This window comes from Pseudomonas silesiensis, assembly GCF_001661075.1.
GTDB classification, from domain to species: domain Bacteria; phylum Pseudomonadota; class Gammaproteobacteria; order Pseudomonadales; family Pseudomonadaceae; genus Aquipseudomonas; species Aquipseudomonas silesiensis.
Map to the genome: position 1 here is coordinate 2,235,913 of NZ_CP014870.1, position 23,982 is coordinate 2,259,894.

Sequence of the window (23,982 nt, forward strand, 5' to 3'; positions counted from 1 at the left end):
GAATGTGACATTATGTCCCCCTAATGTGGCGGTCGAAATTCGATGCGTCGCTTATTGAGTATTTTTTTTGTGAGAAAGCTAGACGTCATAACGAGCTTCCTTTGAAGGCGGATGACCGAAGAGGGTGCTGTAGCATCTGCTGAAATGACCAGATGAGACGAACCCACAGGCAATGGCAACATCGATGATGGCTAGTCTCGAGTTTTGTATCAGTCGCCGGGCCGCTGTCAGTCTTAGCTCCAAATAGTATTTTTGAGGAGGGGTGCCTAATTGCTTTTGGAAAAAACGTTGAATTTGACGCCTGGAAAGTTGAACGCAGCTTGCAAGTTGATCGAGGTCCAATGGTTCTTCAAGATTAGACTCCATTAGCTTGATGATGTCTCGCATTGGCGCGGTGACTTTTTGGTCTCGCGTGATACTTGTAGTACGAAAACGAGATTGGTCATAGTCCAGCAGATCAAACACAGCGTCTGCTACTTTCGGATCGAGAACCTTGTAAAGCCATTTAATCATGACTTGAAAAGCGCCTGCGGGCGTGGAAGCGGTGAGCCGGTCTCGATCAAATACCACGGTGTCCAGCGTCACGCTGGTAGTTGGGGAGTACTCCGCCAACGCTATTCTCTGCTCTGCATGAATTGCGCAGCGGTAACCATCTAAAAGCCCGGCCTTGCCAAGATACCAGGCGCCGTTCCAAAGCCCTCCGAGCGCGACAGGTAGGCTTGCGAGTTTTCGCAGCAGGTTTACCAGCCAATTCGGAACCGTTCTCGGTGTACGTAGACCACCGCATATCACCATTAAGTCCAAATCGGAAATCCTGATGTCGGTCAATGGTGTATCGGGTCTGATTGGTATTGCCAAGTCGCTTATGACTTCAGAGTTGTTTCGACTGAAAGTATGTACTTTTACAGCGCCTGGATGAATCTGATTTGCTGTCACAAGAACGTCTAAGCACTGGGTGAAACAAGTAAGAGAGAAGTTCTCGAGCAGCAGAAACCCTATAGTTGACACTTTGCGAGTTTTTGGTCGCGATTCAATTGACTGAGCGCCAGGGATCTGGGAGGTCACACTCGAGTCCTCTTGATATTTTTCATATCAAACCGTCCTGCTAGCTAGTGCTGCGGAATCAACATCGATTTTGGTCAGGGTGGTCCGTGTAACAGCGAACACCCTGTGTTTATTCTTATCAAATCGCCTGAGACGCGGTCTCAGTTTCAGCCAGGCGCCTTGTCATCAACTCGCAGTACCAATCGACGAATTGGCAGACGCCATTCTCGACCAACTGCGAGTAGGGGCCGGGCTGGTAAGCTGGCGAGGTCACGCCGACTTGGGCGCCTTCCACTAAACGACGATCCTGATCGTTAGTTGCCATCCACACCTTGGTGAGGCGTTCGAGATCGTAATCCACCCCTTCTTGGGCATCCTTAGGCACCAACCACTTGGTAGTGACCACCGTTTCACCTGGGCCTCGGGGCAAAACACGAAAGCTCAGAGCGTGATCGCCGAGAAAGTGGTTCCAGGTCGATGGATAATTGAAGTACAGCAGAGCACCGATATTCTCCACGCCGCTGCGATCCAAACGACGGTTAACGGCAGGTTGACCGTCCATGGTGTAACTGCTGGCTCCATGGTCGAGCGGAATTCGTGTCATACGGAACTGTCCGGCTGGATCCATAACGAGCCGACTGGCCAAGCCGCCAGCTTCACAAGTGTTCCAATAGGCGGTTAACTCAGGGTCTTCCTCGCCGGAGATGCCCTGTACAGAGGCGATCTCGGTATAAGACTGGAGCAATTCCGGGTGCGTACCGTCACAGTGGTAGCACTCGCGGTTATTCTCGAACACCAGTTTCCAATTGCCTTTCTCAACCAGATTAGCTTCGAAGGCTACCTTGCAATCCTCCAGATGGTGAGGGCCAATAAATGGCGATACGGCGCTTCGGAACTTTTCGAAATCAGGAGCAACCTTTGCCACACAAACGTAAATGTAGCTATGCACTACCTCACAATGAGCAGGCAGCAGATCATGGTCCGCTGTGTTGAATTCAGGGCCCATATTGCCGGCGTACAGTAGTTTGCCGTCCAACTCGAATGTCCATTTGTGGTAAGGGCATACCAGTTTCGCTACCTTCCCCTTATCTTCCGTACAGATCTTTGATCCACGATGGCGGCATGCGTTATGGAACGCACGGATGTTGCCGTCTTTTCCACGCACGATTGCGATCGGGTAATCGCCAATCTGTAGTGTCAAATATTGCCCCGGCTTTTCCAGCTCAAAGGTGTGACCCGCAAAGATCCACTCTCGATGCCAAATTTGCTCGCATTCTTGACGGTACACATCAGGATCATTATATGCAGCGCCCGGAAGCCCGTGCTGTGTTTTACGTTGCTTGATCAGGTCTAATACGGCGGTGTGTTGTTGCATTTTTTTATGCACTCCTAAGTAGGGGCTTTTTTGCACTGACCGCATCGCTGAAGGCTTGGTTTTCGACCCGCTTTAAGCGCGAATGGGCTACTACGCTGTAGCCAATTCGGATAACCTGCCGCTATGCATGCTTCTCGATATGGGGCGCTGGTGCCTTGCAAATAGTCTATGGCGAGGTCGTCAACGTTAAGAATCGACATTTTTTATAGGCTAATGATGACCTACTGTTATGGTTAAGCAGACTGAACCCGATCAGACCTTGATCAAGATGCCTTCGCTACGCGCTGTGAAAGCGTTTATCGCGGCAGCCAAGTATCAAAATTTCACGCGCGCTGCCGAGGCGCTGTGCGTCACCCAGGCTGCAATCAGTCGCCAGATACGGGAGTTGGAAGACCATCTGGGGACGGAGCTTTTTGACCGGGCAGGGCGGGCGGTCAAGCTCACTGATGCGGGTTCCAATTTCTATGATGTAGTGCAGCTATCATTCAGCAGTATCGCTCAAGCGGCTGAGCGTATGCGCAGCAATACCAGCGCCAAACACGTGGTCACGCTGTGTTGCTCGCCCGCATTCACCAGTTTTTGGCTGGGGCCCCGACTTCCCGCGTTCTTTGCGGCCCACCCTGAGATTGACCTCAACCTGGTCGTAACCCAGAATTTCCTGTCAATGGAGACTGGTGTTCATCCAGATATCATCATTTGTAAAATGATGAAGAGTCATGATGGGTATCACAGCCAACCTTTGGTATGCGACGTGATTTACCCAGTGTGCACACCTCAATATCTGGAGCAGCATCCCGAGCTGCAATCCATCCAGGGCATTCGTGATAGCGCGTTGCTGAACCTGAGTCCTTATGGCCGCTCGCAGGTAGCGGAGCATGTGGACTGGAGCGGATGGTTTGCCCATCACGATATTGACCTGAAAGCCCGACCTCGTACGGCGCCGCATTTTTTTAACGCTAACGACTACAACCTGCTTATCCAGCTCGCATTAAATCACCAGGGCGTTGCTCTTGGCTGGCACTACCTCGTGGCTCCTTTGGTCGAGAAAGGGCTGCTGGTTCGCCCAGTCAAAGAGAAGCTGGTGCACCGAGAAACCCTGCACTATCTGAACGTCAACGAAGACAAAGCCCGAGACCCCAGTTGCTGCAAGCTGCGGGATTGGCTTATCGCGCAGTTCGAGAGCGGGTTGCTCGAGGATCCCGACGCCCAGGAAGCATAACCCCAGATCATCAATTGCTCAGCGTAAAAGTCGCTGTGTCCCAATCTCGCTTGTCATTATTCTTTCACCATGAAATCTGAATGCGAAATGAACGCTTCAAGGTGATTGGATGAACATTATTTCCTGATTGTTTGGTTCCTATTCCAGAGGCAGGACGCTTGTACCCACTGGCATTGGAAATTGCCTTGGAATAAAGAAGATGAATCTACGACTTATTGAGCGCTCAACGAGTGCCAGGTAGATACTCGCATTTTATTTATTAATTAATGCCGGCATTTATCTGTCGAGTAAGTATCGGAAAGGGTTTCGGTGGCGGTAATAACTCGCCTCGTGCTCACGAATCACTACCCCCCGGCTGAGAACTATCTGGCTGAATGTTTCCAGCTAAAACAAGATGAGGTTTGAATCAATGTCCGCATTCGCTTTTTCCGGTGTCAATCTTGCAATCACTACTCCGTTTGATGCGCAGGGCAAAATCGATTACCCGCGTTTTGAAGGTTTGATTGAGCGCTACATCTCCGCTGGCGTGCAAGGGTTTGTCCTGAGCTCTGGCACGGGCATGCATGTTTACCTGAGCAAAGAGGAATCCAGGCAACTCGTAGCTTTCGGTTCCAAAGTCATCAATGGTCGCGCACGAATAATTGTGCAAACGTCTGCTTTGCTTGCGGACGAAGTAGTAGAACGCACCCGTCATGCGGTCGATTGCGGGGCGGATGGCGTCATGGTGCTGCCGCCGTTTTTCGAAGGCCCGACCGATGACCAGGGGATCATCGACTTCTATTCCACAGTGTCTGAAGCCGGGCTGCCAATCATCGGCTACAACGTGCCTCAGGCTGTCGGCGTAGAAGTTACGCCGTCCCTGTTCCGTCAATTGAGTGAAATTCCAAATTTTGTATCGGTCAAAGACAGCAGCGGTGATCTTGCGGCGCAGGCGTCGCTGATCCGTACGGGCTTGCCGACGATGAATGGCGCCGACCCGCTGGTGCCATACGCTCTCTTTGCTGGTGCTGCCGGCCTGATTTGGGGTGGGGCAAATATGGCCCCCCGCTCTTGCGTAGCAGTGGTAAATGCCGCCTTGGAGCAGGATTGGATTCGTGCTCGTGAGATCTGGCGCTCGCTTGAGCCCGTTATGTCGTTGATCTGGCAGGGTGACTATGTCCAATCAGTTTATGCAGGTTCGGAGATCACCGGCTACGGAGCTGGAAATCCTCGTCGACCATTGGCGCGTTTATCCGCTGACAAAATTGATGCGCTCAAGGCCGCCCTTGAACCACTGATCGCTCTCGAGTCCAACCTCGCCTGACGACTTGGAGTAGAAATCATGTACGTGGCCACCAAGTTTCCAAAAAACAGTAGTCGTTCAGCTTGGGTTGAGATGCTTCCTCCGCGAAAGCCTGGATTGTCCCTTAATGGGGCCGTGATCGCTGACGTTGCAATCATTGGCGCTGGCTTTGCTGGATTGTCTGCTGCACGACGGTTATCGCAGCTGGATCCAACACTGCGAGTTGCCGTGCTGGAAGCGGGTGTCGTCGGAGAAGGTGCCACCGGGCGTAATTCGGGGTTCATTATCGATTTACCCCACGAAGTCAGCTCGGAGGATTTCGGTGACACGTCAACAGAGCGTGCTCGGCGGGATATCACTCTCTATCGCACCGCAATTAGCCTGGCCACGGACATGGCGAAAGAATATGGCTGGGGGCGTGAAATCATAGATCCCTGCGGTCGCTTCAGCGTAGCGATTAGCCAGAAAGGCGATTCCCACATCGTTAACTACGCTCGCCAGCTACAGGGTTTAGGTGAGTCCCACCAGTTACTTGATGCCAAGGGTATCTACGACGTGACGGGCAGCCGCATATACACCTCCGGGCTTTACATGCCTGGAACAGTGATGGTGCAACCAGCAGCCTACATTCGAGCTGTTGCGGATAGCCTGCGAAGCCCTGTGACGTTGTACGAGAACTCCCCAGTCCAGTCGTTCGAGAAGCAGTCTGGCAATTGGTTATTGAAGACAGCCAACGGCTCCGTCACGGCCAAGCGGGTCATCTTGGCCAACAATGGTCATGCTCAGAGCTTCGGCCTGTTTCGCGGGAAGATGTTGCACGTCTTTACATATGCCTCCATGACCGAGTCTTTTGATCCAAATCGACTCAGCGGAAAACGCGACTGGGCGGCGACACCAGCATTACCAATGGGAACTACGGTGCGTCGTGTAAGTGGCGTTGACGGTGACCGCATCTTGATTCGCTCACGGTATTCATACCACGCGGGATTGGAAATCAACGAGGGTCATGTACGAAGCGCAGGTCGGGTGCATGACAGTAAGTTTGCAGATCGTTTCCCTGATCTTGCTGGAGTGAAAATGCAGTATCGCTGGGGCGGCCCTATGGCATTGACCTGGAACAGCGTGCCGATTTTCGGGGAAATTGAACAAGGTCTGTTTGCTGCTTGCGCTTGCAATGGCCTGGGTGCTTCGAAGTCGACGGCAGCTGGCATCGCTGCCGCAGAAGCGGCTCTAGGGGTGAAGTCTCAGTTGGTTGAGATTTTCTCCAACTATGACTCACCGAAAAATCTGCCGCCTCAACCGTTTCTAAGCATTGGTGCGAAGGCTGACTTAAAGCTACGGGAATGGCGCGCAGGTCGTGAGTGAGCCCCTTAAAAATTAAGTGAATTATTGCACCTATCATGAAGGAGACGAGCCATGAGTGATCTTTTGACGGCAACTGAATACGCTGCCATTGCAGAAAACCTGACTTTCCCTAACGGCACATTTATCAATGGAGCCTTCCGTTCAGCTGCATCTGGAAAGACGCTCGAAACCAAAAACCCTGCGACTGGTGAAAAGCTGACCGACTTGGCGGCGTGCGGCGCGCAGGATGTTAATGATGCAGTCGCTGCGGCGAAAGAGGCTTTTGAAGATGGCCGCTGGCGTCTTCAGCATCCTGCTGAGCGCAAGGCCGTGCTGTTGAAGCTTGCCCAGCTTATGGAAAGCCATGCACATGAATTGGCAGTGTTGGAAAGTCTCGACAGCGGCAAACCGATTCGTGAATGCCAAACTGTAGACGTGCCAGACACTATCAATACGCTTCGTTGGCACGCCGAGCTGATCGACAAGATCTACGACAATACTGCGCCCGTCGGTAGCAACGCATTGACAATAGTAGTACGTGAACCCATCGGGGTAGTTGGCTGTGTACTACCGTGGAACTTCCCCCTTTTAATGCTGGCATGGAAAATCGGCCCAGCGTTGGCCGCAGGCTGTTCTGTGATTGTCAAACCAGCTGAGCAAACGTCACTGACTACTTTGCGTGTAGCCGAGTTAGCCCATGAGGCGGGAATTCCACCTGGTGTGTTCAGCATCGTCACCGGCACGGGTAAAGATGTGGGTGAGCCCATAGGTCTCCATCCGGATGTGGATATGGTGTCTTTTACCGGGTCTACGGCCACTGGACGGCGCTTTTTGCATTATTCGGCCGACTCCAACCTCAAGCGCATTGTTCTGGAATGTGGCGGCAAGAACCCTGCCGTGGTCATGAATGATGCTGAAGATCTGGAACTCGTCGCTGAACAAGTTGTGAACGGTGCGTTCTGGAATATGGGAGAAAATTGTTCTGCTACCTCCCGACTGATCGTCCATGCCGATGTGAAGGATGATTTGCTGGGGCGCATCGCTGCTCATATCGGCGAGTGGAAAATGGGTAACCCTTTAGATCCGCAGAACCGTCTGGGTTCGCTGATCAGTTCCGCGCACTTCGAGAAGGTCAGCTCCTACCTCGAGAAGGCAAAAGATGAAGGACTTCATGTGGTCGTCGGCGGCAATACAGAAGCGGGCATTTATGTAGAGCCGACAGTCATCGATGGCGTAGGTCGCGACAGCAGCCTGTTTCAGGAAGAAATCTTTGGCCCGATTCTGGCGGTGACTTCATTTACGTCAGTGCAGGAGGCTATTTCGATTGCTAACGATACCGTCTACGGACTGGCAGCGTCCGTGTACACCGGCAACCTGCGTACAGCGGTCAAACTATCACGTGAGATTCGAGCAGGCGTGGTGACTGTCAACTGCTTCGGCGAAGGTGACGCCAGCACACCTTTCGGTGGCTACAAACAATCCGGGTTCGGAGGCCGGGACAAATCTGTGCACGCGCACGACCAATACACTGAACTTAAGACGGTGTGGATGGATGTGTCGGATCGCTCCGTGGAATAGACCGAAATTGAGGTTGTCAGGCTCTCTCCTAAGTTGGCTGGCAACCACTTTAGCTAAGTGAAAAAAGGCTACATGTCACTCACGCAGTACGCCTGAGAAGGCGATTATGAAAACCTCTGTAGGGGATACACCATGAAGACGATCTGGAAGGCGATGTTCGTGTTACTGATGGTGATCGGCTCTATTTTGCCGGTGCAGGCCGAAGAAAAAAGTATCACGATGGGCACGATGGCATGGGAAGACATGTCGCCAATGGCTTTGATTACTAAAAAAGTTTTGGAAGATCAAGGTTATACCGTAAAGCTTACGGAGTTCTCGGAGTGGGGTATTGCCTATGCAGCTCTGGGAAAAGGTGACATCCAGCTGTTGGTTTCTCAAATTAACTATCTTGCTCAGGACTATTGGAACAAGAGCAAAAATCGCCTTGAAAGAATCTCGCCTGTTTCTGATGGACTTTATCAAGGCATCGCAGTTCCAAAATACGTAACCATCGACTCCATTGACCAGCTCAACGATAACGCTGATAAATTTGGAGGCAGGATTATTGGCATCGAACCGGGCGCTGGTCTAATGCGTTCTGCCAGCGAAGCCGTCAAGAATTACAACTTGAAGCTTCAGTTGGTTGAAGGCAGCTCCGCTGCCATGACCGCAGCACTGAAGTCAGCAGTCGATCGCAAAGAGTGGATTGCTGTAACCCTCTGGGATCCGTCCTGGATGTCCATGAAGTTTGACGTCAAATACCTTAAGGATCCAAAAGGGGTATTTCAGCCGTCACAGACCTATTACTGGATTGCACAAAAAGGCTTTTCCGAGAAGTACCCCCAAGCCCGGGAAGTCGTCGCCAGTATTTTCATCCCTATTACTGATATCCGGGCCATTAACGGTGAAATCAACGAAGGAAAATCGGTTGATGAGGCAGTCAAATCCTGGATTGCAAAAAATAGTGATTTGATTGGGCGTTGGGAAAATAACAAAAAATACTAATGCGCTATTTATTCAGCTGCCGAACTTGAAACAACAATACCTGATAACAGGTTCGATAGGATTGCCATGATGACTCCAAAGTTAGACGTTAATGATGTGCTGGTAAGCTGCCAGTCGGTCTGGAAAATTTTCGGTGAGAATTCTGCAGCGGCGATGAAAGCCGTCGTCGAAAGAGGCCTGACCAAGAAGCAGATTCTTCAGGACTATAGCTGCGTCGTCGGCGTGTCTGATGTCAACCTGGAGGTTCGCCGTGGTGAGATTTTCTGCATCATGGGCCTGTCCGGCAGCGGTAAATCCACGCTGATTCGCTTGCTTAATAAACTGATCACACCCAGTTCTGGCAAGGTGCTGGTCAATGGCCGCGAGCTGTCATCGCTGAGCGCTGCTGAATTGCGAGCGGTACGAGCGCGGCAAATTGGCATGGTGTTTCAGAGCGTAGCGTTGTTGCCTCATCGTACCGTGCTGGAGAACACCGCCTTTGGGCTGGAAGTACAGGGCGTTGCCAAAGCTGAGCGATTGAAGATAGCCGAGGCAGCGTTGACCAAGGTCGGTCTGGCTGACTGGATTCAGCGATACCCTGACGAGCTGTCCGGCGGAATGCAGCAGCGCGTGGGCCTGGCCCGTGCGCTTGCGGCTGACCCGGAAGTGATCCTGATGGATGAACCTTTCAGTGCACTTGATCCGCTGATACGTCGTCAACTGCAGGACGAGTTCCGCCAGCTGACAAAAGAGTTGGGCAAGTCAGCGGTCTTTATTACCCACGACCTGGATGAGGCAATCCGAATCGGTGATCGTATCGCGATCATGAAAGACGGGATGATAATACAGGTGGGGACGGCTGAAGAAATCGTGCTGAATCCAGCCGATGACTACGTAGCTGAGTTCGTTGCGGGCATATCGAGGCTTCACCTGGTCAAAGCCAATTCGGTGATGTCGCCCGTTTCGCTCTACAAGGCGGCACATCCCAACGTTGATGTCAGTCGACTGCCCACTACACATCCAGACGCCGATCTTGATCATGTCATCGGTCTTGCTGTGGCTAATGATCGCGATGCGATTGCCGTCATTGATGCCGGTATTGTTGCAGGTGTAATCACCCTGCGCGATTTGCTTAGAGGCGTACAGGGGACTGCTAACGAGTATGCACTTTCGGCCGGTCAACCGCTGGCGGAGGTCTCGTCATGAACCTGGAAAATTTTCCCGGCAGCTTTGATTCGACCGTAGACACTGGACTGCAATGGCTTTCCGACAACGGGTCGGGGCTGTTCGACGCAGTAAACGACGTTCTGAAAAGTATCTACGAAAGCCTCCTATGGGTATTCAATCTACCGCCTTATTATGTTGTTGCAGCGCTTATCGCGTTGCTGGGCTGGCGGCTTGCCGGACCACGCTTCGCCGTTGCGGCATTGTTGGGAATGCTGTTCTGCGCCTTTATCGGCTTGTGGCCAGAAACCATGGGCACTTTGGCACTGGTCGTCGTAGCGACGTTGATGGCACTCGTGGTAGCCATTCCACTGGGTGTGGTAGCTGGACTGCTTCCGGCGATGGATCGCATGATCGAGCCCACTCTCGATCTGATCCAGACCATGCCGCCGTACATCTACCTGCTACCCGCCATCGCGCTTTTAGGCTACGGCACAGGTACGGCTTTGATCGCGACGTTCATTGTGGCGTTGCCGCCGGCGTTTCGCCTTACATCACTGGGCATCCGGATGACGCCGAATGAGTTCATCGAACTTGGCAATGCAAGTGGCGTTACTGGCTGGCAGATGTTCTTGAAGATTCGCCTGCCATTTGCAATGCCGAGCATCATGGCCGGCATCAATCAAAGTCTCATGATGGCTTTTGGCATGGTGGTCATCGCTGGCATCGTTGGCTCCGGCGGTCTGGGTGAGACCATCTACGGGGCAATCCGCACGCTCAATATCGCTCAATCGATCAACGCTGCTATCGCAATTGTGATTCTGACTATGGTGCTTGACCGTCTGGCGCAGAGCGCTGCGGCTTCGCAAGAGGGCAAACGATCATGAGCGAACCGCTAATTCAATTTTCCCCCGGGAAATACATTGCCCCGTTCGTGGACTGGTTCAATACCAATCTGCATGTTGTGTCTAAAGCTATAAGTGTGGCAGTAGAAGCCAGCTTGCGAGCAATTGAAGGTGCACTACTGGCATTGCCGCCATTGGCAGTTATCGCCATCGTTGCCATCGCTGTCGCGCTGATTGCACGTGTGCGCGTCGCGGTGCTGGCGGCGGTGATGTTGGGATATTGCCTGATTTCCGGCCTTTGGATCGCTTCCATGCAAACCATAGCGCTGGTATCTGTGGCTGTACTCATCTCAGTATCAATCGCGTTTCCACTTGGCATTCTCGCTTCCCGGGTCAAGCGTTTCGATGAAGCCGTACGGCCGGTGCTCGACGTAATGCAGACCGTTCCACCATGGGTCTACCTGATCCCGGCGGTAATGATTTTCAGCCTCGGCCGCGTCCCCGCCATCATCGCCACTGTGGTTTACGGAATTCCTCCTATGCTGCGGTTAACCACACTGGCGCTTAAACAAGTGCCAAGGGAAATGATCGAGCTGGGGAACGCCATGGGGGCAACAAAAAGGGCGATTCTTTTCAAGATCGAGATTCCATTGGCCACCCCTACGTTAATGGTGGGATTGAACCAATGCATTTTGTTGTCATTAGCAATGGTTGTTCTCGCGGGTCTGGTAGGCGCTGGAGGTTTGGGCGCTGAGGTAACGCGAGGACTCACTCGTATGGAAATGGGCCTTGGCCTGAGGGCAGGGCTGGCGATCGTAGCTGTAGCGTTACTTTTAGATCGTGTAAGCCGTGGGTTGCTAAACCGCAATAATCGACCCTTGGCGGCACGTTGACTTGACCTGCAGGGTTGTGCCTTAGCGCTGAATCAGCCCACGCCCATGCGCGGGCACGCGCTATTCATCGGATCCGCAAAAACGTTCCTTGCTGTAGTTGTTCATAGCCGCTAATAGTTAGTAGTAGTTAGAGTGGTTCGACGGTGAATTCGAAGAGGACGTGATGATGGCCTTGAGATTCGGTGTTGTTCCTGCATTACCCACGGATTCTGAATCCGTGCACAACGGAACGCGCTCTTATTGTAAAAACGCGAGTGTAGGTTTTAACCTCTACGACAACGAAAAAAAGCTGCGGCTGCCGACCACCTATGAGACCCGGGCAGAAGCCGAGTATGAGTGCCAGCGGCGCAACATGGAGCGGCTTCAAATCGTCCATTCGGAACGGGACGCGCAGCTCGGTCAATAAACGCTCAACGGGCCGGAAGAATCTTGATTTCCCTGGCCTCGAGCGATTGTTGACAGGCTCGATACTGACCGGGCGTCATGCCGAACCAGCGCAGGCAAGCCTTGTGAAAACTGCTGTGGTCGTGGAAGCCGAGCAGGTAAGTCACGTGCTACACGCAGCGTCGCCAGCCGAGGCCGCTCCTACTGCTCCTACCGCCGGTGCTTCCCCCCGTTGCACCACAGACCTCGACCCCGACGGCTGCGATCAGTGAAGTCGACGTCGCCTCGAAACTGGAAGCCTTGGCCAGTCAGCAAGGCGAGCAGCTCAATTGGCGCACCTCGATTGTAGATTTGCTCAAACTGTTGAACATCGACAGTAGCCTGGCTGCGCGTAAAGAACTTGCTACAGAGATGCCTTACACAGGCTCTACTGACGATTCGGCAGCGATGAACATCTGGCTCCATTCAGCGGTTATGGAAAAGCTGGCTGAAAATGGCGGGAAGGTTCCTGGGGATCCATTGAATAAGAATCATTTTACCTGGGTACAAATCCTGCGCTGGTGCCTACCGTGTTTACGGGCTGATAACCTACGGACGACGGTACGCACCTATCGACGCTGTAAGGTCAAAAAAAACACTGCCCCATCATTGAGTCGCTCATCATCGGAGCACTAACGATTTCGTCCTCGTTATTTCGTTGAATAGAGATTCGCATCAGCCGACTTTAACAAAGGGGCTGGCGTCGCTTCTTCGATGCTCGGCGGGCTTATAGTAATGAATGCAATCGCAGTTACCTTTCCCAACGGCGACTCGGGACGCCGGGTCTCAGCTTGTTTATAGCTTTTGCGATCACACTTTTTACGCTTTCTTTACGGTAGTTTTTTTTACCCGCAACGATACTGGTCGCGTTTATTAGATCGTCCAGAAGCCCTTCATCTCCACGGGCCCTGGAAAATCGTATTGTCCAGGGATGGCATGCACTTTCTCCCCAGCAACCTGAGAGAAGCGACCCTTGAGTGAAACAGCGACCGTTGTACATGAAGACTCCCAATCCAAATCCTCAGGTGTGGGCTTGCTTGTTGCTGCTGTCGGAGTGGTCTACGGGGACATAGGTACCAGCCCTTTGTACACGCTCAAAGAAGTATTTTCCGGCCACTATGGAGTCCAGGTAAATCACGACGGGGTGCTGGGCATTTTGTCGCTGATTTTTTGGTCACTGATCTGGGTTGTCTCGATCAAATACGTGCTGTTCATCCTTCGCGCCAATAACCAAGGGGAAGGCGGCATTATGGCGTTGACGGCGTTAGCCCGCCGAGCGGCAGCACCTTATCCGCACATGAGCAAGGTGCTGGTATTGCTCGGCCTGTTCGGTGCAGCACTTTTTTACGGGGATAGCATGATCACCCCAGCTATTTCGGTGCTGTCTGCGGTTGAAGGATTACAGCTGGCATTTGACGGGATCGAGCACTGGGTCGTGCCGATTTCAGTAATCGTGCTGGTGGGACTGTTCCTTATTCAAAAACATGGCACGGCTCGCATCGGCATCCTGTTTGGCCCGGTCATGGTGCTGTGGTTTGTGGTGCTGGGTGCGCTCGGGATCTACGGTATTTTGCAGCGTCCCGAAGTGCTGCAAGCGCTCAACCCTGCTTGGGCAGTGCAGTTCTTTGTGGTTCATCCGGGAATGGGTGTGGCGATTTTGGGAGCTGTCGTGTTGGCATTGACTGGTGCAGAAGCACTGTATGCCGACATGGGCCACTTTGGTCGCAAACCGATTTCTCGTGCATGGTTCATTTTGGTGTTGCCGGGGCTGGTACTCAATTATTTTGGCCAAGGTGCCTTGATCCTGGAGAACCCGGAGGCTGTGCGCAATCCGTTTTATCTTCTTGCGCCTAACTGGGCACTGTTGCCGATGGTCGCGCTCTCCACCCTGGCCACCATCATTGCTTCTCAAGCCGTAATCTCCGGGGCTTTCTCACTGACGCGCCAGGCCATCCAGCTTGGGTACGTCCCTCGTATGTTTATCCAGCACACCTCCAGCCAGGAGCAGGGGCAGATTTACATCGGCACAGTTAACTGGGCACTGATGGTTGGCGTTGTGTTGCTTGTTATTGGCTTCGAGTCTTCCAGCGCCTTGGCGGCTGCTTATGGGGTTGCCGTGACAGGCACCATGTTGATCACAACCATCCTGTCTTCGGCTGTCGTCCTGCTCCTTTGGAAAATACCGCGCTGGTTGGCCATCCCGATGCTGCTCGGTTTTCTGCTGGTAGACAGCCTGTACTTTGCGGCCAATGCACCGAAGATTTTTCAGGGCGGTGCGTTCCCGGTCATTGCCGGGATTGCCCTGTTCATTTTGATGACGACCTGGAAGCGGGGTAGGAAGATCATTGTTGAGCGTTTGGATGAAACCGCGCTTCCTCTGCCATTGTTTATCAGCAGTCTCCGCTCACAGCCTCCGCATCGGGTGCAAGGCACGGCGGTTTTTCTGACGGCCAGGACTGATGCTGTACCTCATGCACTTCTGCACAACTTACTGCATAACCAAGTCTTGCATGAACAGGTGGTGCTGCTCACCGTGGTGTCTGAAGACAGCCCTCGCGTAAGTGCTGGCCAAAGGTTTGAGGTTGAAGCCTATGGTGAAGGCTTCTTCCGAGTCAGCCTCCACTTTGGCTTTATCGAAGAGCCAGATGTCCCTCTGGCGTTGAGTCTCTGTCATTTGGTTGAGCTGGATTTCAGTCCAATGCGCACAACCTATTTCTTGAGCCGAGAGACGGTCATCCCGACCAAACGCATTGGTATGGCGCGGTGGCGAGAGAGTTTGTTTGCGTTTCTGCTGAAGAACGCCAACAGCAACCTTAAGTATTTCAAATTGCCGCTGAACAGGGTGATTGAGCTAGGTACTCAGGTGGAGATGTAAAAAGCCCGGCTTTCAACTGCCGCATAAAAGCGATTGGCGTCGTACAACCGGCAAAGCTGTCGCGCTCTGACTTTCGATTCAGCGGTTGGCATCGACCAGACCAGCCTCAATGAAGCCTACTGAACTCTCCATCGCCTGTGTTCAAGGTTTGCCCACGCAGCAAAAAGTGTTTAGCACAAATTTGAGCTATTCATCGGATCGCCAAGAGCGCTTCTTGCTGTAATGGTCCTTAGCCGCTAATAGTTAATTGTGCAAATGGCTCGACGGTGAATTCGAAGAGGACGTGACGGTGGCCATGAGATTCGGAGTTGTTCCTGCATTACCTACGGATGCGGAATCCATGCGCAACGGAACGCGCTCTTACTGTAAATCCGCGACCGTAGGTTTCAACCTCTACGACAATGAGAAAAAGTTGCGGCTGCAGACCACCTATCAGACCCGAGCAGAGGCCGAGTACGTGTGCCAGCGGCACAACATGGAACGGCTTCAAATTGTCCATTCAGAAAGGGAGGCGCGGCTCGGTCGATTGGCTCCCAATCTGATAAATTCTGTGGTTTAACGCCTCCCTTAGTGGGCTAGAAGAATCTTTTATTCCCTGGCCTCGAGCGATTCTTGACAGGCTCGATACTGACCGGGCGTCATGCCGAACCAGCGCAGGCAAGCCTTGTGAAAACTGCTGTGGTCGTGGAAGCCGAGCAGGTAAGTCACGTGCTGCATATTGAAATGGGAATGGCGCAGATAGAAGTCGGCCAGTTGCTGACGCATATGGTTCAGGATATTCGAGAACTGCGTGCCTGCCTTCTCCAGTGCCCGTTGCAATGTTCGCTTGCTGATACTCAGCGCGGCTGCAATCGATTCCATATTACATTGGCCCTGTCGTTGCGCCTGGCTCAGGCGTTCGGTGATCAGGGCACGAATCCTGCACACCACGGTGGAGTCATTCAGCAGGTCAAGCTGACCGTTGGCATAGCTTTCATGGAGCTTGGCCAATGGTTCGTTGGCCATGCTCGACGGACGCAGTAGCTCCTCGCCGTCGAACAGGATGCTGTCATAGGCGGCCCCGAAACGCAGCTCGCAGCCAAACAGCTGTTGATGCTCATGGATGTCTTTGGGTTGGGGATAGCTGAATTCCACACTCAGCGGTTTCAGCGATTTGCTATCACTCAGCCAGCGGTAGGCACCTAGTAGGGCTGCGAGGCTGGCATCGGTGTACTGGCGGGGTTTGATCGAGCCGCGTTGATGGTGATCGAACGTGGCCAGGCGGTAATCCTGTTGTTCCTGGACAACGAACAGGGTGAAACCTGTGCCGATCAACGGGCTGAAATGAGCCAGTCGTTCGAATGCATTTTTCAGGTTCGAACTGGACATCATGGTATAGCCGACGATCTGGAACATGCCTGGATGGAAGTGCTCGGCCGTTTTCAAACCGATGTCTGGATCGCCGCAAGCCTGAGCAGCCAGATCCAACAGGCGGTAGATAGCGCTTCGTTCACAGAATGATCCCGAGATATCCGCGAGATTCCTGTCAAGTCCGGATTCCAGGCACAGACGATCGACATCCAATCCTTGCGCCGAAAGCATTTTCACCAGCACGCAGGCATAACCTGCACTCATTTTATACATGACGATTCATCTCCCTGTTGAATCAGACATCCATGGCCCACTCAAGGCGCCAACGAGGAGTTGATGGCTGAGGTTCATGAGCTCGGTGCACCCGCAGCTCCACTCATTTGCAAGAGCAAAGGGACAGGGCTCTCATGTTCTTCCATCATCAATCGTAGCTGAAAATGCGCTGCTGGCAGGCCGTCGGGCACTCATAGAATGTCAAAACATTACGAGCTGTTTTGCTGGGCCTCCATCTCTGCGCTGAGCATTCGAGTCCGGGTATGTTCGTGCTTTTGGACAAGGGAGAGGTACTCATCGACGTCTTCCTGCGTCCGATGCTCCTGCCCCAGGAGCGACTCGCTCAAAAAGTTGAATCGCATGGATTCCTCGAGCGTCAGGCCAGCAAAGACTTCGTTGCCCTGATGGTCTTCACTGAGGGCGCGTATTTTCCTGAGGTACGTGCGCTGCATGTCCGTGAGCACAAGCATTTGGATCTCCTGTCAATTGCCACTGCGAAGCTGTGCCGCAATGCGCAGAGGTGGTCGCCCAATTTTTTAGGGCTGCTTGTATGGGGGCAGCAGCGCTTGAAAGTTCCATCCCGGATTTCATCGGTGAAGAAGCGCCTGTCCGAACGGATTTGCCAGGACCAATGGCTTGTTTCCGTCTGCCTCTGTCGGGCATTCACGCACAATCCTAGACAATTATTAGAAACTTTACAGAACGTAGGAGGGGGCGCAGACCCTTGATAGACGACGCATCCCCTTCTCAAGATGCTGCCTGCCTCTGAAGACGGCGGTCTCTGTTTGCCTATGCGCTTCGTACGCCAGGCACATCCATGTTGATTTTGCGCCAGGCAGCTTCGGAAAAGCTGTAAACCGAAAAGGCGATCATCCCCAAGGCCATCACCATCAAAATCAAACCACCCGCCGGCAGGTTCTGTAGAGCATCGAGGGCCTCCTTCATGCCTGGCGGATCCATGGCCTGGTAAGTCGAGCCACTGATCATCAGCAGCACGGCGATCTCGATAAAGACGACACCACGGGCTATCAGGCCAAATCGAGACACCGGTCGGACGTACTGCATAACGTCTTCGTCAGCTTCGAAATACTTCTCGAACGTCGCCTTCCAGCCCTTGATGATGTGCGCAATGCCTACGCCGAGCGGTACGAGCGCGATGAGGTACACCAGTAAATTCGAGTGTTCCCAGGACAACAGATGGGCCAGTAGATCCTTGGTTTGCCCACCTCCGGAATTGCCCGAGCTTTTGATGCCGCTGACGAGCAGGCCCATGGCAAAAAACGCCAGCGCGCCGTTGGCTACACCCCCCGCGAGCAAACCTGCACGGATGACCCACCCCTTCATGTCTTTACCGTGATGATCGACGTCGCGTATTGCCTGCAACACTCGCCAAGCGGCGAAGGCCAACAGGCCAGCTACCACCAACCCGACCAGAACATAACCGAACGGCTGGCTTAGCAATGCTTCCAGGCTCCTGTGACTGTCTTTCGCTCTGGTCGAGTCGAGAGCCGCCAGCAGCGCGAAAATACCGATGATCAGATACAGAACGCCTCGAGCGGCGTATCCACCCCGTGCGACTACGATGAGGCTCTGTTGCGTGGACATGGGGGGCGGATTCCAGAGAGGTTATAAAGAAGCAGACCCATCTGGTCGGGAGGGGTTCGATTTTCACGCATTAGCAGCGGTTGTTCAGCCACCACCTCCAACGTGTGGGTGAAAGAGTTTGGCAAAGTCGTCCATGTCGAAAATTTCGGTGCCAGCCATGCTGCCAATGCATTTTTTTGCAATAGTGATAGGCCGTAGGATTTCTGCCTCCAGTCCTGCATGCAGCACCGTAGTCCCGTCATCGCGGGTAGATGAAAGCGCGGCCATCTCAACGCCAGCCTCTTGCGCAGTGCCCTGAGGGTTTCAGAATCCGCTTGTCGACGGTAGAGTAAAAAAGCGTTTTGCAATTGAGAAACGCGTATCCAGTAAGCCCGCGACGAATCACTCAGATGGAAGTAAGGCTTTGGAACTTAGACAACTGCGTTATTTCGTGAAAATCGTCGAGCATAAAAGTCTGGGGCGTGCAGCGTTGGAACTTGAGGTCGGTGTGTCTGCCCTCAGCCAACAGATCGGTAAGCTGGAGAGTGAACTGCAAACCCGCTTGTTGAACCGCAGCAGTGTGGGTGTAACCCCCACCAATGCAGGCATCGCTTTTCTGCACCACGCCCAGTTAACCCTTCGGCAAGCCGATTATGCGGTTCAAGCGGCGCAGCGTGGACGTATGAGTGGTTATGTCAGTGTCGGCCTGGCGCCTACCACTGCAAGAGTGCTGGCGCTACCGTTGATCAAGGCTATGAGAGAACGATATCCGGATATCCAATTGCATCTGGTCGAAATGCTCTCCGGCCATCTGGCGAGCCAATTGAATGCGCGGCAGCTCGACCTGGCTATTCTGTTCCAGGTTGATGCCGGTAAACACTGGACGGTGACGCCACTGGTCGACGAGAAGCTCTTCGTCATCTGCGCTCCAACGCTGCCTGATGCCCCCACAGGTGACAGCGTTCGATTAGCCGATCTAGGGCAACTGCCATTGGTGATGCCTAGCCTTCAACATGGGCTGCGGACAGCGCTGATGACCGCGTTCGAGCGTTCAGGGATAGAACCCCATGTTGTCATGGAAGTTGATGGCTTGGCGGTGCTCATGGACACTGTACGTGCCGGTCTCGCGGCAACCATTCAGCCGGGGGCCGCCGCCTCTCATTCAGGTGAATGTGGGTTGTCAATGGTTCAAATTTCCGATCCGCATGTAGGGCGGCGCAATTTACTGACCACCCTGTCTGAGGACGAGCTTTCACCCGCAGCCCTGGCGGCGCGTTTGGTGATCGTCGATGTAGCTCGCGAACTGGTTGTTCAGCGGCGCTGGCCGGGGGCCAGGCTTTTGGAAGAGGCAACGAAAGCTTACTAATACCGTGCCAGCGCCTTTAGTAGAACTAAACACCCCACGTCGAAAACCGGCTTTCGAGCCCAAAGCCCTTAATCTATTGTCCGTTCATTCGTGAGGAGCGGCTTTGGTCAAGGCTCCTCGCAACTGAGGAGAGAATATGATCGACGTTTTAGTCATCGGCGGGGGTAATGCTGCGCTATGCGCAGCCCTGATGGCCCGCGAAGCGGGTGCCAACGTTATGTTGTTGGAGGCATCCCCAAAAGAGTGGCGTGGGGGGAACTCGCAGCACACGCGGAACCTGCGCTGTATGCATGACGACCCGCAGGATGTACTCATCGAGTCGTATCCTGAAGACGAATACTGGCAAGATTTGCTCAAGGTTACTGGGGGGATGACCGACGAGAAGCTCGCACGTATCACCATCCGTGCTTCGTCATCCTGCCGTGACTGGATGCGCAAACATGGCGTGCACTTTCAACCGTCGCTTTCAGGTGCTCTGCATGTAGCCCGTACTAATGCGTTCTTTATGGGTGGCGGCAAGGCATTGGTGAATGCCTATTTCCGCAGCGCCGAGCGCCTGGGTATTCAGGTGCGTTACAACGCCGAAGTCACAGACATCGAGCTGGATAATGGACGTTTCGTGGCTGCTCAAGTCGCAGGCCCAGAGGTCGAGGGACGGCCAGGGCCTGTCGAGCGCATTGAAGCACGTGCCTGCGTGCTTGCCGCCGGGGGGTTTGAATCCAACCGTGAATGGTTACGCGAAGCTTGGGGGCAGAACGAGAACGGCGAGTGGCCATCGGACAATTTCCTGATCCGTGGGACGCGGTTTAATCAAGGAGTATTGCTGCGTCAAATGATCGACAAAGGTGTCGATGTAATTGGCGACCCTACTCAGGCCCATATGGTGGCCATCGATGCACGTGCTCCGCTCTACGACGGTGGTATCTGTACACGCATCGATTGCGTTTCACTTGGCGTCGTAGTTAATCGAGACGGCCAGCGCTTCTACGACGAAGGTGAAGATTTCTGGCCCAAACGATATGCCATTTGGGGCCGACTGGTTGCCCAGCAACCTGGCCAAGTTGGGTTCTCGATCATTGATCAGACGTCGATCGGGAGGTTCATGCCGCCGGTATTTCCCGGGACGAAGGCCAACACACTGGACGAGTTGGCGGGCAAGCTCCAGTTGCCGCGCGAGGCGTTTGTAAAAACCATCGAAGATTACAACCGTGCCTGCCGCGTGGGGACGTTCGATCACACCGCGCTAGACGACTGCTACACCGAAGGTGTTATGCCGATAAAAAGCCATTGGGCCCGGCCAATTAGCACCCCGCCTTTTCACGCTTATCCCCTCCGGCCTGGAGTGACATTCACCTATCTGGGTCTCAAGACCGACGAGACTGCCGCCGTCCATTTTGCCGGTAAACCTTCTCCCAACCTTTTTGTTGCGGGAGAAATGATGGCTGGCAATGTTCTGGGTAAAGGCTACACAGCTGGAATAGGTATGGCGATTGGCACTGCTTTTGGCCGCATCGCTGGCGTGCAAGCTGCTGCCGCTCTTGGCTTACAACACCCCTCGGCATCGACAGGAAATGACCATGGAACTGTTTGACCCACAGGCACAGGCTCCCGGTGGCCTGATTCCGGTACTTAATCTGAACGAAAGCGAAGTCGAGCGGCAGATGACCATCTGTAACTCATGTCGTTACTGCGAAGGCTTCTGTGCTGTATTTCCGGCAATGACGCGTCGCTTGGATTTCGCTCAAGCGGACATTCATTACCTGGCTAATCTTTGCCACAACTGTGGCGCATGTTTGCATTCATGCCAGTACGCCTCGCCCCATGAGTTCGCCATCAACGTGCCTCAGGCCATGGCAAAAGTGCGCCTGGAGACCTACGCCGAATATGCATGGCCAGCGGCCTTTGGCAAACTCTATCAGCGTAACGGCTTGACCCTGGCAATTGCCTCGGGCGCAGGGCTGGCGCTGTTTTTGATCTTGACGCTTGTTGTCGCGGGCAATTTGTTTACGCCTGTCACGGGAGGAAATTTCTACGCGATTTTTTCCCACAACACTCTGGTGTGGATGTTTGGTGCTGTATTCGGGTTTGCTGTACTGGCGCTCACGCTGGGCGTCAGGAGGTTCTGGCGTGAGGTCTCTCCCCCCGAATCGCCCGCCAAGCTGAAAACGGCTGCCGGGCTGGAAGCTACTAAAAACGTTCTAACGCTTAAGTACCTGGACGGTGGTCATACTCAAGGCTGCAATAATACTGACGACGAGTTCACGCTTTGGCGTCGGCGCTTTCACCACCTTACGTTCTATGGGTTCTTGCTGTGCCTTGCCGCAACAAGTGTTGCGACGCTGTATCACTACTTGGCTGGATGGTCGGCACCTTATCCCGTGCTCAGCCTGCCGGTGTTGTTAGGAATAGCGGGTGGTATCGGTTTGCTGATCGGGCCAGCCGGGCTTTTTTGGTTGAATTTCCGCCGGCACCGCGATCATGGTGATGATAACCAAAAGCCAATGGATCGTGGATTCATCGCGCTATTGTTCTTGGTGAGCCTGAGCGGCCTGGCCTTGCTTGCGGGGCGTGAAACCAGTGCGATGGCCCTCTTGTTAAGTATCCATCTTGGACTGGTGATGGCGTTCTTTTTAACGATGCCTTACAGCAAATTTGCCCACGGTATTTTCAGAAGTGCCGCTTTGCTTAAATTTTCCATCGAAAAAAGGCAACCTGGCACGCTGAAGCTAGGTGACGATTAAGGTGAGAACTATTTATTGAAAGTAGAAATGAACGTGGTGTTGAAGGTCAATGTTTGGAGCGATCGCAGCACAGACGGTCAACATACGGCAAGATTTTTGCGAGCGATAAGTGGAAAATTTCGGGAGGAGTGGTAATGCGTTTCGGTTTGGAGTTGCGCGATTTTTAACAAAAATCTTTTACTTAATCACTATCGAAGTTGCATCAAACCTTCGAAGCCACTGCCGACCAGGACTCCACGCACAATCTATCACTGTATCCCCGCCCGGCATCATGGAGCGCACCACGTGGCGGGTGGGGGGCATTTGCCCGAGTTCGAGCCATCATACTGATAACAACAAGAGAATAGACTTATGCTCGCTTTCCTTGGCTTGGCCATGGTCATGGTCTTCACGTTTCTGATAATGACCAAACGTTTGTCGCCAATTGTTGCTCTGACAGTTGTGCCGATCGTTTTCGCCATAATTGGCGGTTTCGGCGGCACTACCGGTGTAATGATGCTCGACGGCCTGAAGATGGTCGCTCCCTCCGCCGCGTTATTGTTGTTCGCGATTTTGTTTTTCGGTCTGATGATCGATTCCGGCTTATTCGATCCGCTGATCCGCAAAATTCTAAAGCGGGTCAACGGCGACCCGATGAAGATTGCTGTTGGCACGGCGCTGCTGTCATTGACCGTTGCTCTGGATGGTGACGGCACTACGACTTACATGATCACCTGCGCGGCGATGTTGCCGCTGTACAAACGTATTGGCATGAACCCGATGATCCTCGGCATTGTGGCGATGCTGTCCTTGAGCGTGATGAGTGGCATGACTCCCTGGGGGGGGCCAGCGACACGGGCCATTGCAGCGCTGGGGCTAGATGCCGGGGAATACTTTATTCCGTTACTGCCCACAATGATCGGGGGGGCGGCCTGGGTGGTATTTACCGCTTTTGTGCTGGGCCGAGCCGAGCGCAAGCGTATTGGTAATGTCCTTCTGCATAGCGGTGGTGGTGATTGCTACATTAAGGCAATCCTAAGCGATTCTCCGCATAAACGGCCGAAGCTTGCATATGTCAATTTGATGCTTGTGAGCGCAGTGATGCTTGCGCTGGTAATGGGCCTGATGCACTCGGCGATTCTGTTTCTGATTGGCTTCGTGCTGGCGCTGATGATTAATTATCCGCAACTTGATATTCAGAAAGAACGGATTCTCGCCCATTCCGGCAACGCCATGACCGTAGTGCTGCTGGTGTTTGCTGCCGGTATTTTTGCCGGAATATTCTCCGGTACCAAGATGGTTGACGCGTTGGCGCAAACGTTAGTGGACTGGATTCCACCCGAGTGGGGACATCTGTTCCCACTGGTCGTGGCCATCACCAGCATGCCGTTGACCTTTGTGTTGTCGAACGATGCCTATTACTTTGGCGTTGTCCCGATACTTGCCAATGCCGCCGCTGCTTACGGTATCAGTCCTCTGGAAATTGCACGGGCTTCGGTTATGGGCCAGCCAGTGCATCTGATGAGTCCTTTAGTAGCGTCTACCCTACTGCTAGTGGGCATGATCGACCGCGACATCGGTGACTTCCAGAAAGGCGCCGTTAAGTGGGCGGTAATGACATCCCTTGTGGTCACGGCCCTGGCCTTGTTGACAGGTGGCTTGACGCTTTTCGTTTAACCTGAGG

The 23,982-nt window shown here is 53.4% G+C and carries 20 protein-coding genes; 16 read left to right on the forward strand and 4 right to left on the reverse strand.

Annotation, left to right across the window (positions count from 1 at the left end):
- Nucleotides 1-78: 78 nt before the first annotated feature.
- Nucleotides 79-1,065: a GlxA family transcriptional regulator gene (locus PMA3_RS10240; protein ID WP_237140706.1), complete on the reverse strand. Its 987-nt coding sequence runs from the start codon at nucleotides 1,063-1,065 to the stop codon at nucleotides 79-81.
- A 118-nt stretch (nucleotides 1,066-1,183) separates the two neighbouring features.
- Nucleotides 1,184-2,419 (reverse strand): aromatic ring-hydroxylating oxygenase subunit alpha, encoded by a 1,236-nt coding sequence (locus PMA3_RS10245; RefSeq protein ID WP_064677030.1) that lies wholly within the window; start codon nucleotides 2,417-2,419, stop codon nucleotides 1,184-1,186.
- Between the two features lie 229 nt (nucleotides 2,420-2,648).
- On the opposite strand from PMA3_RS10245, the gene PMA3_RS10250 reads away from it, so the two are divergent.
- The 11 genes from PMA3_RS10250 to PMA3_RS10295 all read left to right on the forward strand — a co-directional run bounded on the left by PMA3_RS10250 (nucleotide 2,649) and on the right by PMA3_RS10295 (nucleotide 15,005).
- Nucleotides 2,649-3,638: a LysR family transcriptional regulator gene (locus PMA3_RS10250; RefSeq protein ID WP_064677031.1), complete on the forward strand. Its 990-nt coding sequence runs from the start codon at nucleotides 2,649-2,651 to the stop codon at nucleotides 3,636-3,638.
- 409 nt (nucleotides 3,639-4,047) lie between these two features.
- Nucleotides 4,048-4,941: a dihydrodipicolinate synthase family protein gene (locus PMA3_RS10255; protein ID WP_064677032.1), complete on the forward strand. Its 894-nt coding sequence runs from the start codon at nucleotides 4,048-4,050 to the stop codon at nucleotides 4,939-4,941.
- An 18-nt stretch (nucleotides 4,942-4,959) separates the two neighbouring features.
- The gene (locus tag PMA3_RS10260; protein WP_064677033.1) at nucleotides 4,960-6,285 is read left to right on the forward strand and encodes an NAD(P)/FAD-dependent oxidoreductase; all 1,326 of its coding nucleotides are present in this window, start codon (nucleotides 4,960-4,962) and stop codon (nucleotides 6,283-6,285) included.
- Between the two features lie 51 nt (nucleotides 6,286-6,336).
- Nucleotides 6,337-7,842 (forward strand): aldehyde dehydrogenase, encoded by a 1,506-nt coding sequence (locus PMA3_RS10265; protein WP_064677034.1) that lies wholly within the window; start codon nucleotides 6,337-6,339, stop codon nucleotides 7,840-7,842.
- 132 nt (nucleotides 7,843-7,974) lie between these two features.
- The gene (locus tag PMA3_RS10270) at nucleotides 7,975-8,826 is read left to right on the forward strand and encodes a glycine betaine ABC transporter substrate-binding protein (protein WP_064677035.1); all 852 of its coding nucleotides are present in this window, start codon (nucleotides 7,975-7,977) and stop codon (nucleotides 8,824-8,826) included.
- Nucleotides 8,827-8,892: 66 nt separating this feature from the next.
- Nucleotides 8,893-10,011: a quaternary amine ABC transporter ATP-binding protein gene (locus tag PMA3_RS10275; protein WP_064677036.1), complete on the forward strand. Its 1,119-nt coding sequence runs from the start codon at nucleotides 8,893-8,895 to the stop codon at nucleotides 10,009-10,011.
- A complete protein-coding gene (locus PMA3_RS10280; protein WP_064677037.1) occupies nucleotides 10,008-10,856 on the forward strand; it encodes an ABC transporter permease in 849 nt (282 codons plus the stop codon). The genes PMA3_RS10275 and PMA3_RS10280 overlap by 4 nt, the downstream gene beginning before the upstream one ends.
- Nucleotides 10,853-11,707, forward strand: a complete 855-nt coding sequence (locus PMA3_RS10285) for an ABC transporter permease (protein ID WP_064677038.1) — start codon at nucleotides 10,853-10,855, stop codon at nucleotides 11,705-11,707. The genes PMA3_RS10280 and PMA3_RS10285 overlap by 4 nt, the downstream gene beginning before the upstream one ends.
- 163 nt (nucleotides 11,708-11,870) lie before the next feature.
- A complete protein-coding gene (locus tag PMA3_RS10290; protein ID WP_237140707.1) occupies nucleotides 11,871-12,113 on the forward strand; it encodes a hypothetical protein in 243 nt (80 codons plus the stop codon).
- A gap of 197 nt (nucleotides 12,114-12,310) precedes the next feature.
- Nucleotides 12,311-12,766: a DUF3597 domain-containing protein gene (locus tag PMA3_RS33570; protein ID WP_420848671.1), complete on the forward strand. Its 456-nt coding sequence runs from the start codon at nucleotides 12,311-12,313 to the stop codon at nucleotides 12,764-12,766.
- Between the two features lie 337 nt (nucleotides 12,767-13,103).
- A complete protein-coding gene (locus tag PMA3_RS10295; RefSeq protein ID WP_064677039.1) occupies nucleotides 13,104-15,005 on the forward strand; it encodes a potassium transporter Kup in 1,902 nt (633 codons plus the stop codon).
- A 588-nt stretch (nucleotides 15,006-15,593) separates the two neighbouring features.
- Here the strand turns inward: PMA3_RS10295 and PMA3_RS10305 are convergent.
- The gene (locus tag PMA3_RS10305) at nucleotides 15,594-16,628 is read right to left on the reverse strand and encodes an AraC family transcriptional regulator (RefSeq protein ID WP_064677041.1); all 1,035 of its coding nucleotides are present in this window, start codon (nucleotides 16,626-16,628) and stop codon (nucleotides 15,594-15,596) included.
- Nucleotides 16,629-16,891: 263 nt separating this feature from the next.
- Between PMA3_RS10305 and PMA3_RS32455 the strand changes: the two genes are divergently transcribed.
- Nucleotides 16,892-17,356, forward strand: a complete 465-nt coding sequence (locus tag PMA3_RS32455) for a hypothetical protein (protein ID WP_152032252.1) — start codon at nucleotides 16,892-16,894, stop codon at nucleotides 17,354-17,356.
- Nucleotides 17,357-17,417: 61 nt separating this feature from the next.
- On the opposite strand, the gene PMA3_RS10315 is transcribed toward PMA3_RS32455, so the two are convergent.
- Nucleotides 17,418-18,233, reverse strand: a complete 816-nt coding sequence (locus PMA3_RS10315) for a DUF1206 domain-containing protein (RefSeq protein WP_064677043.1) — start codon at nucleotides 18,231-18,233, stop codon at nucleotides 17,418-17,420.
- Nucleotides 18,234-18,636: 403 nt separating this feature from the next.
- Here PMA3_RS10315 and PMA3_RS10325 point away from each other — a divergent pair, with 403 nt between their 5' ends.
- The 4 genes from PMA3_RS10325 to PMA3_RS10340 all read left to right on the forward strand — a co-directional run bounded on the left by PMA3_RS10325 (nucleotide 18,637) and on the right by PMA3_RS10340 (nucleotide 23,975).
- Nucleotides 18,637-19,578 carry a LysR family transcriptional regulator gene (locus PMA3_RS10325; protein ID WP_064677045.1) on the forward strand — a complete coding sequence of 314 codons (942 nt, stop codon included), beginning with the start codon at nucleotides 18,637-18,639 and terminating at the stop codon, nucleotides 19,576-19,578.
- Between the two features lie 136 nt (nucleotides 19,579-19,714).
- Nucleotides 19,715-21,169, forward strand: a complete 1,455-nt coding sequence (tcuA, locus tag PMA3_RS10330; RefSeq protein ID WP_064677046.1) for an FAD-dependent tricarballylate dehydrogenase TcuA — start codon at nucleotides 19,715-19,717, stop codon at nucleotides 21,167-21,169.
- On the forward strand, nucleotides 21,156-22,319 hold the full coding sequence (gene tcuB / locus PMA3_RS10335) for a tricarballylate utilization 4Fe-4S protein TcuB (protein WP_064677047.1): 1,164 nt from the start codon (nucleotides 21,156-21,158) through the stop codon (nucleotides 22,317-22,319). The genes tcuA and tcuB overlap by 14 nt, the downstream gene beginning before the upstream one ends.
- A gap of 351 nt (nucleotides 22,320-22,670) precedes the next feature.
- On the forward strand, nucleotides 22,671-23,975 hold the full coding sequence (locus PMA3_RS10340) for a CitMHS family transporter (RefSeq protein WP_064677048.1): 1,305 nt from the start codon (nucleotides 22,671-22,673) through the stop codon (nucleotides 23,973-23,975).
- The last annotated feature ends 7 nt before the right edge of the window (nucleotides 23,976-23,982 follow it).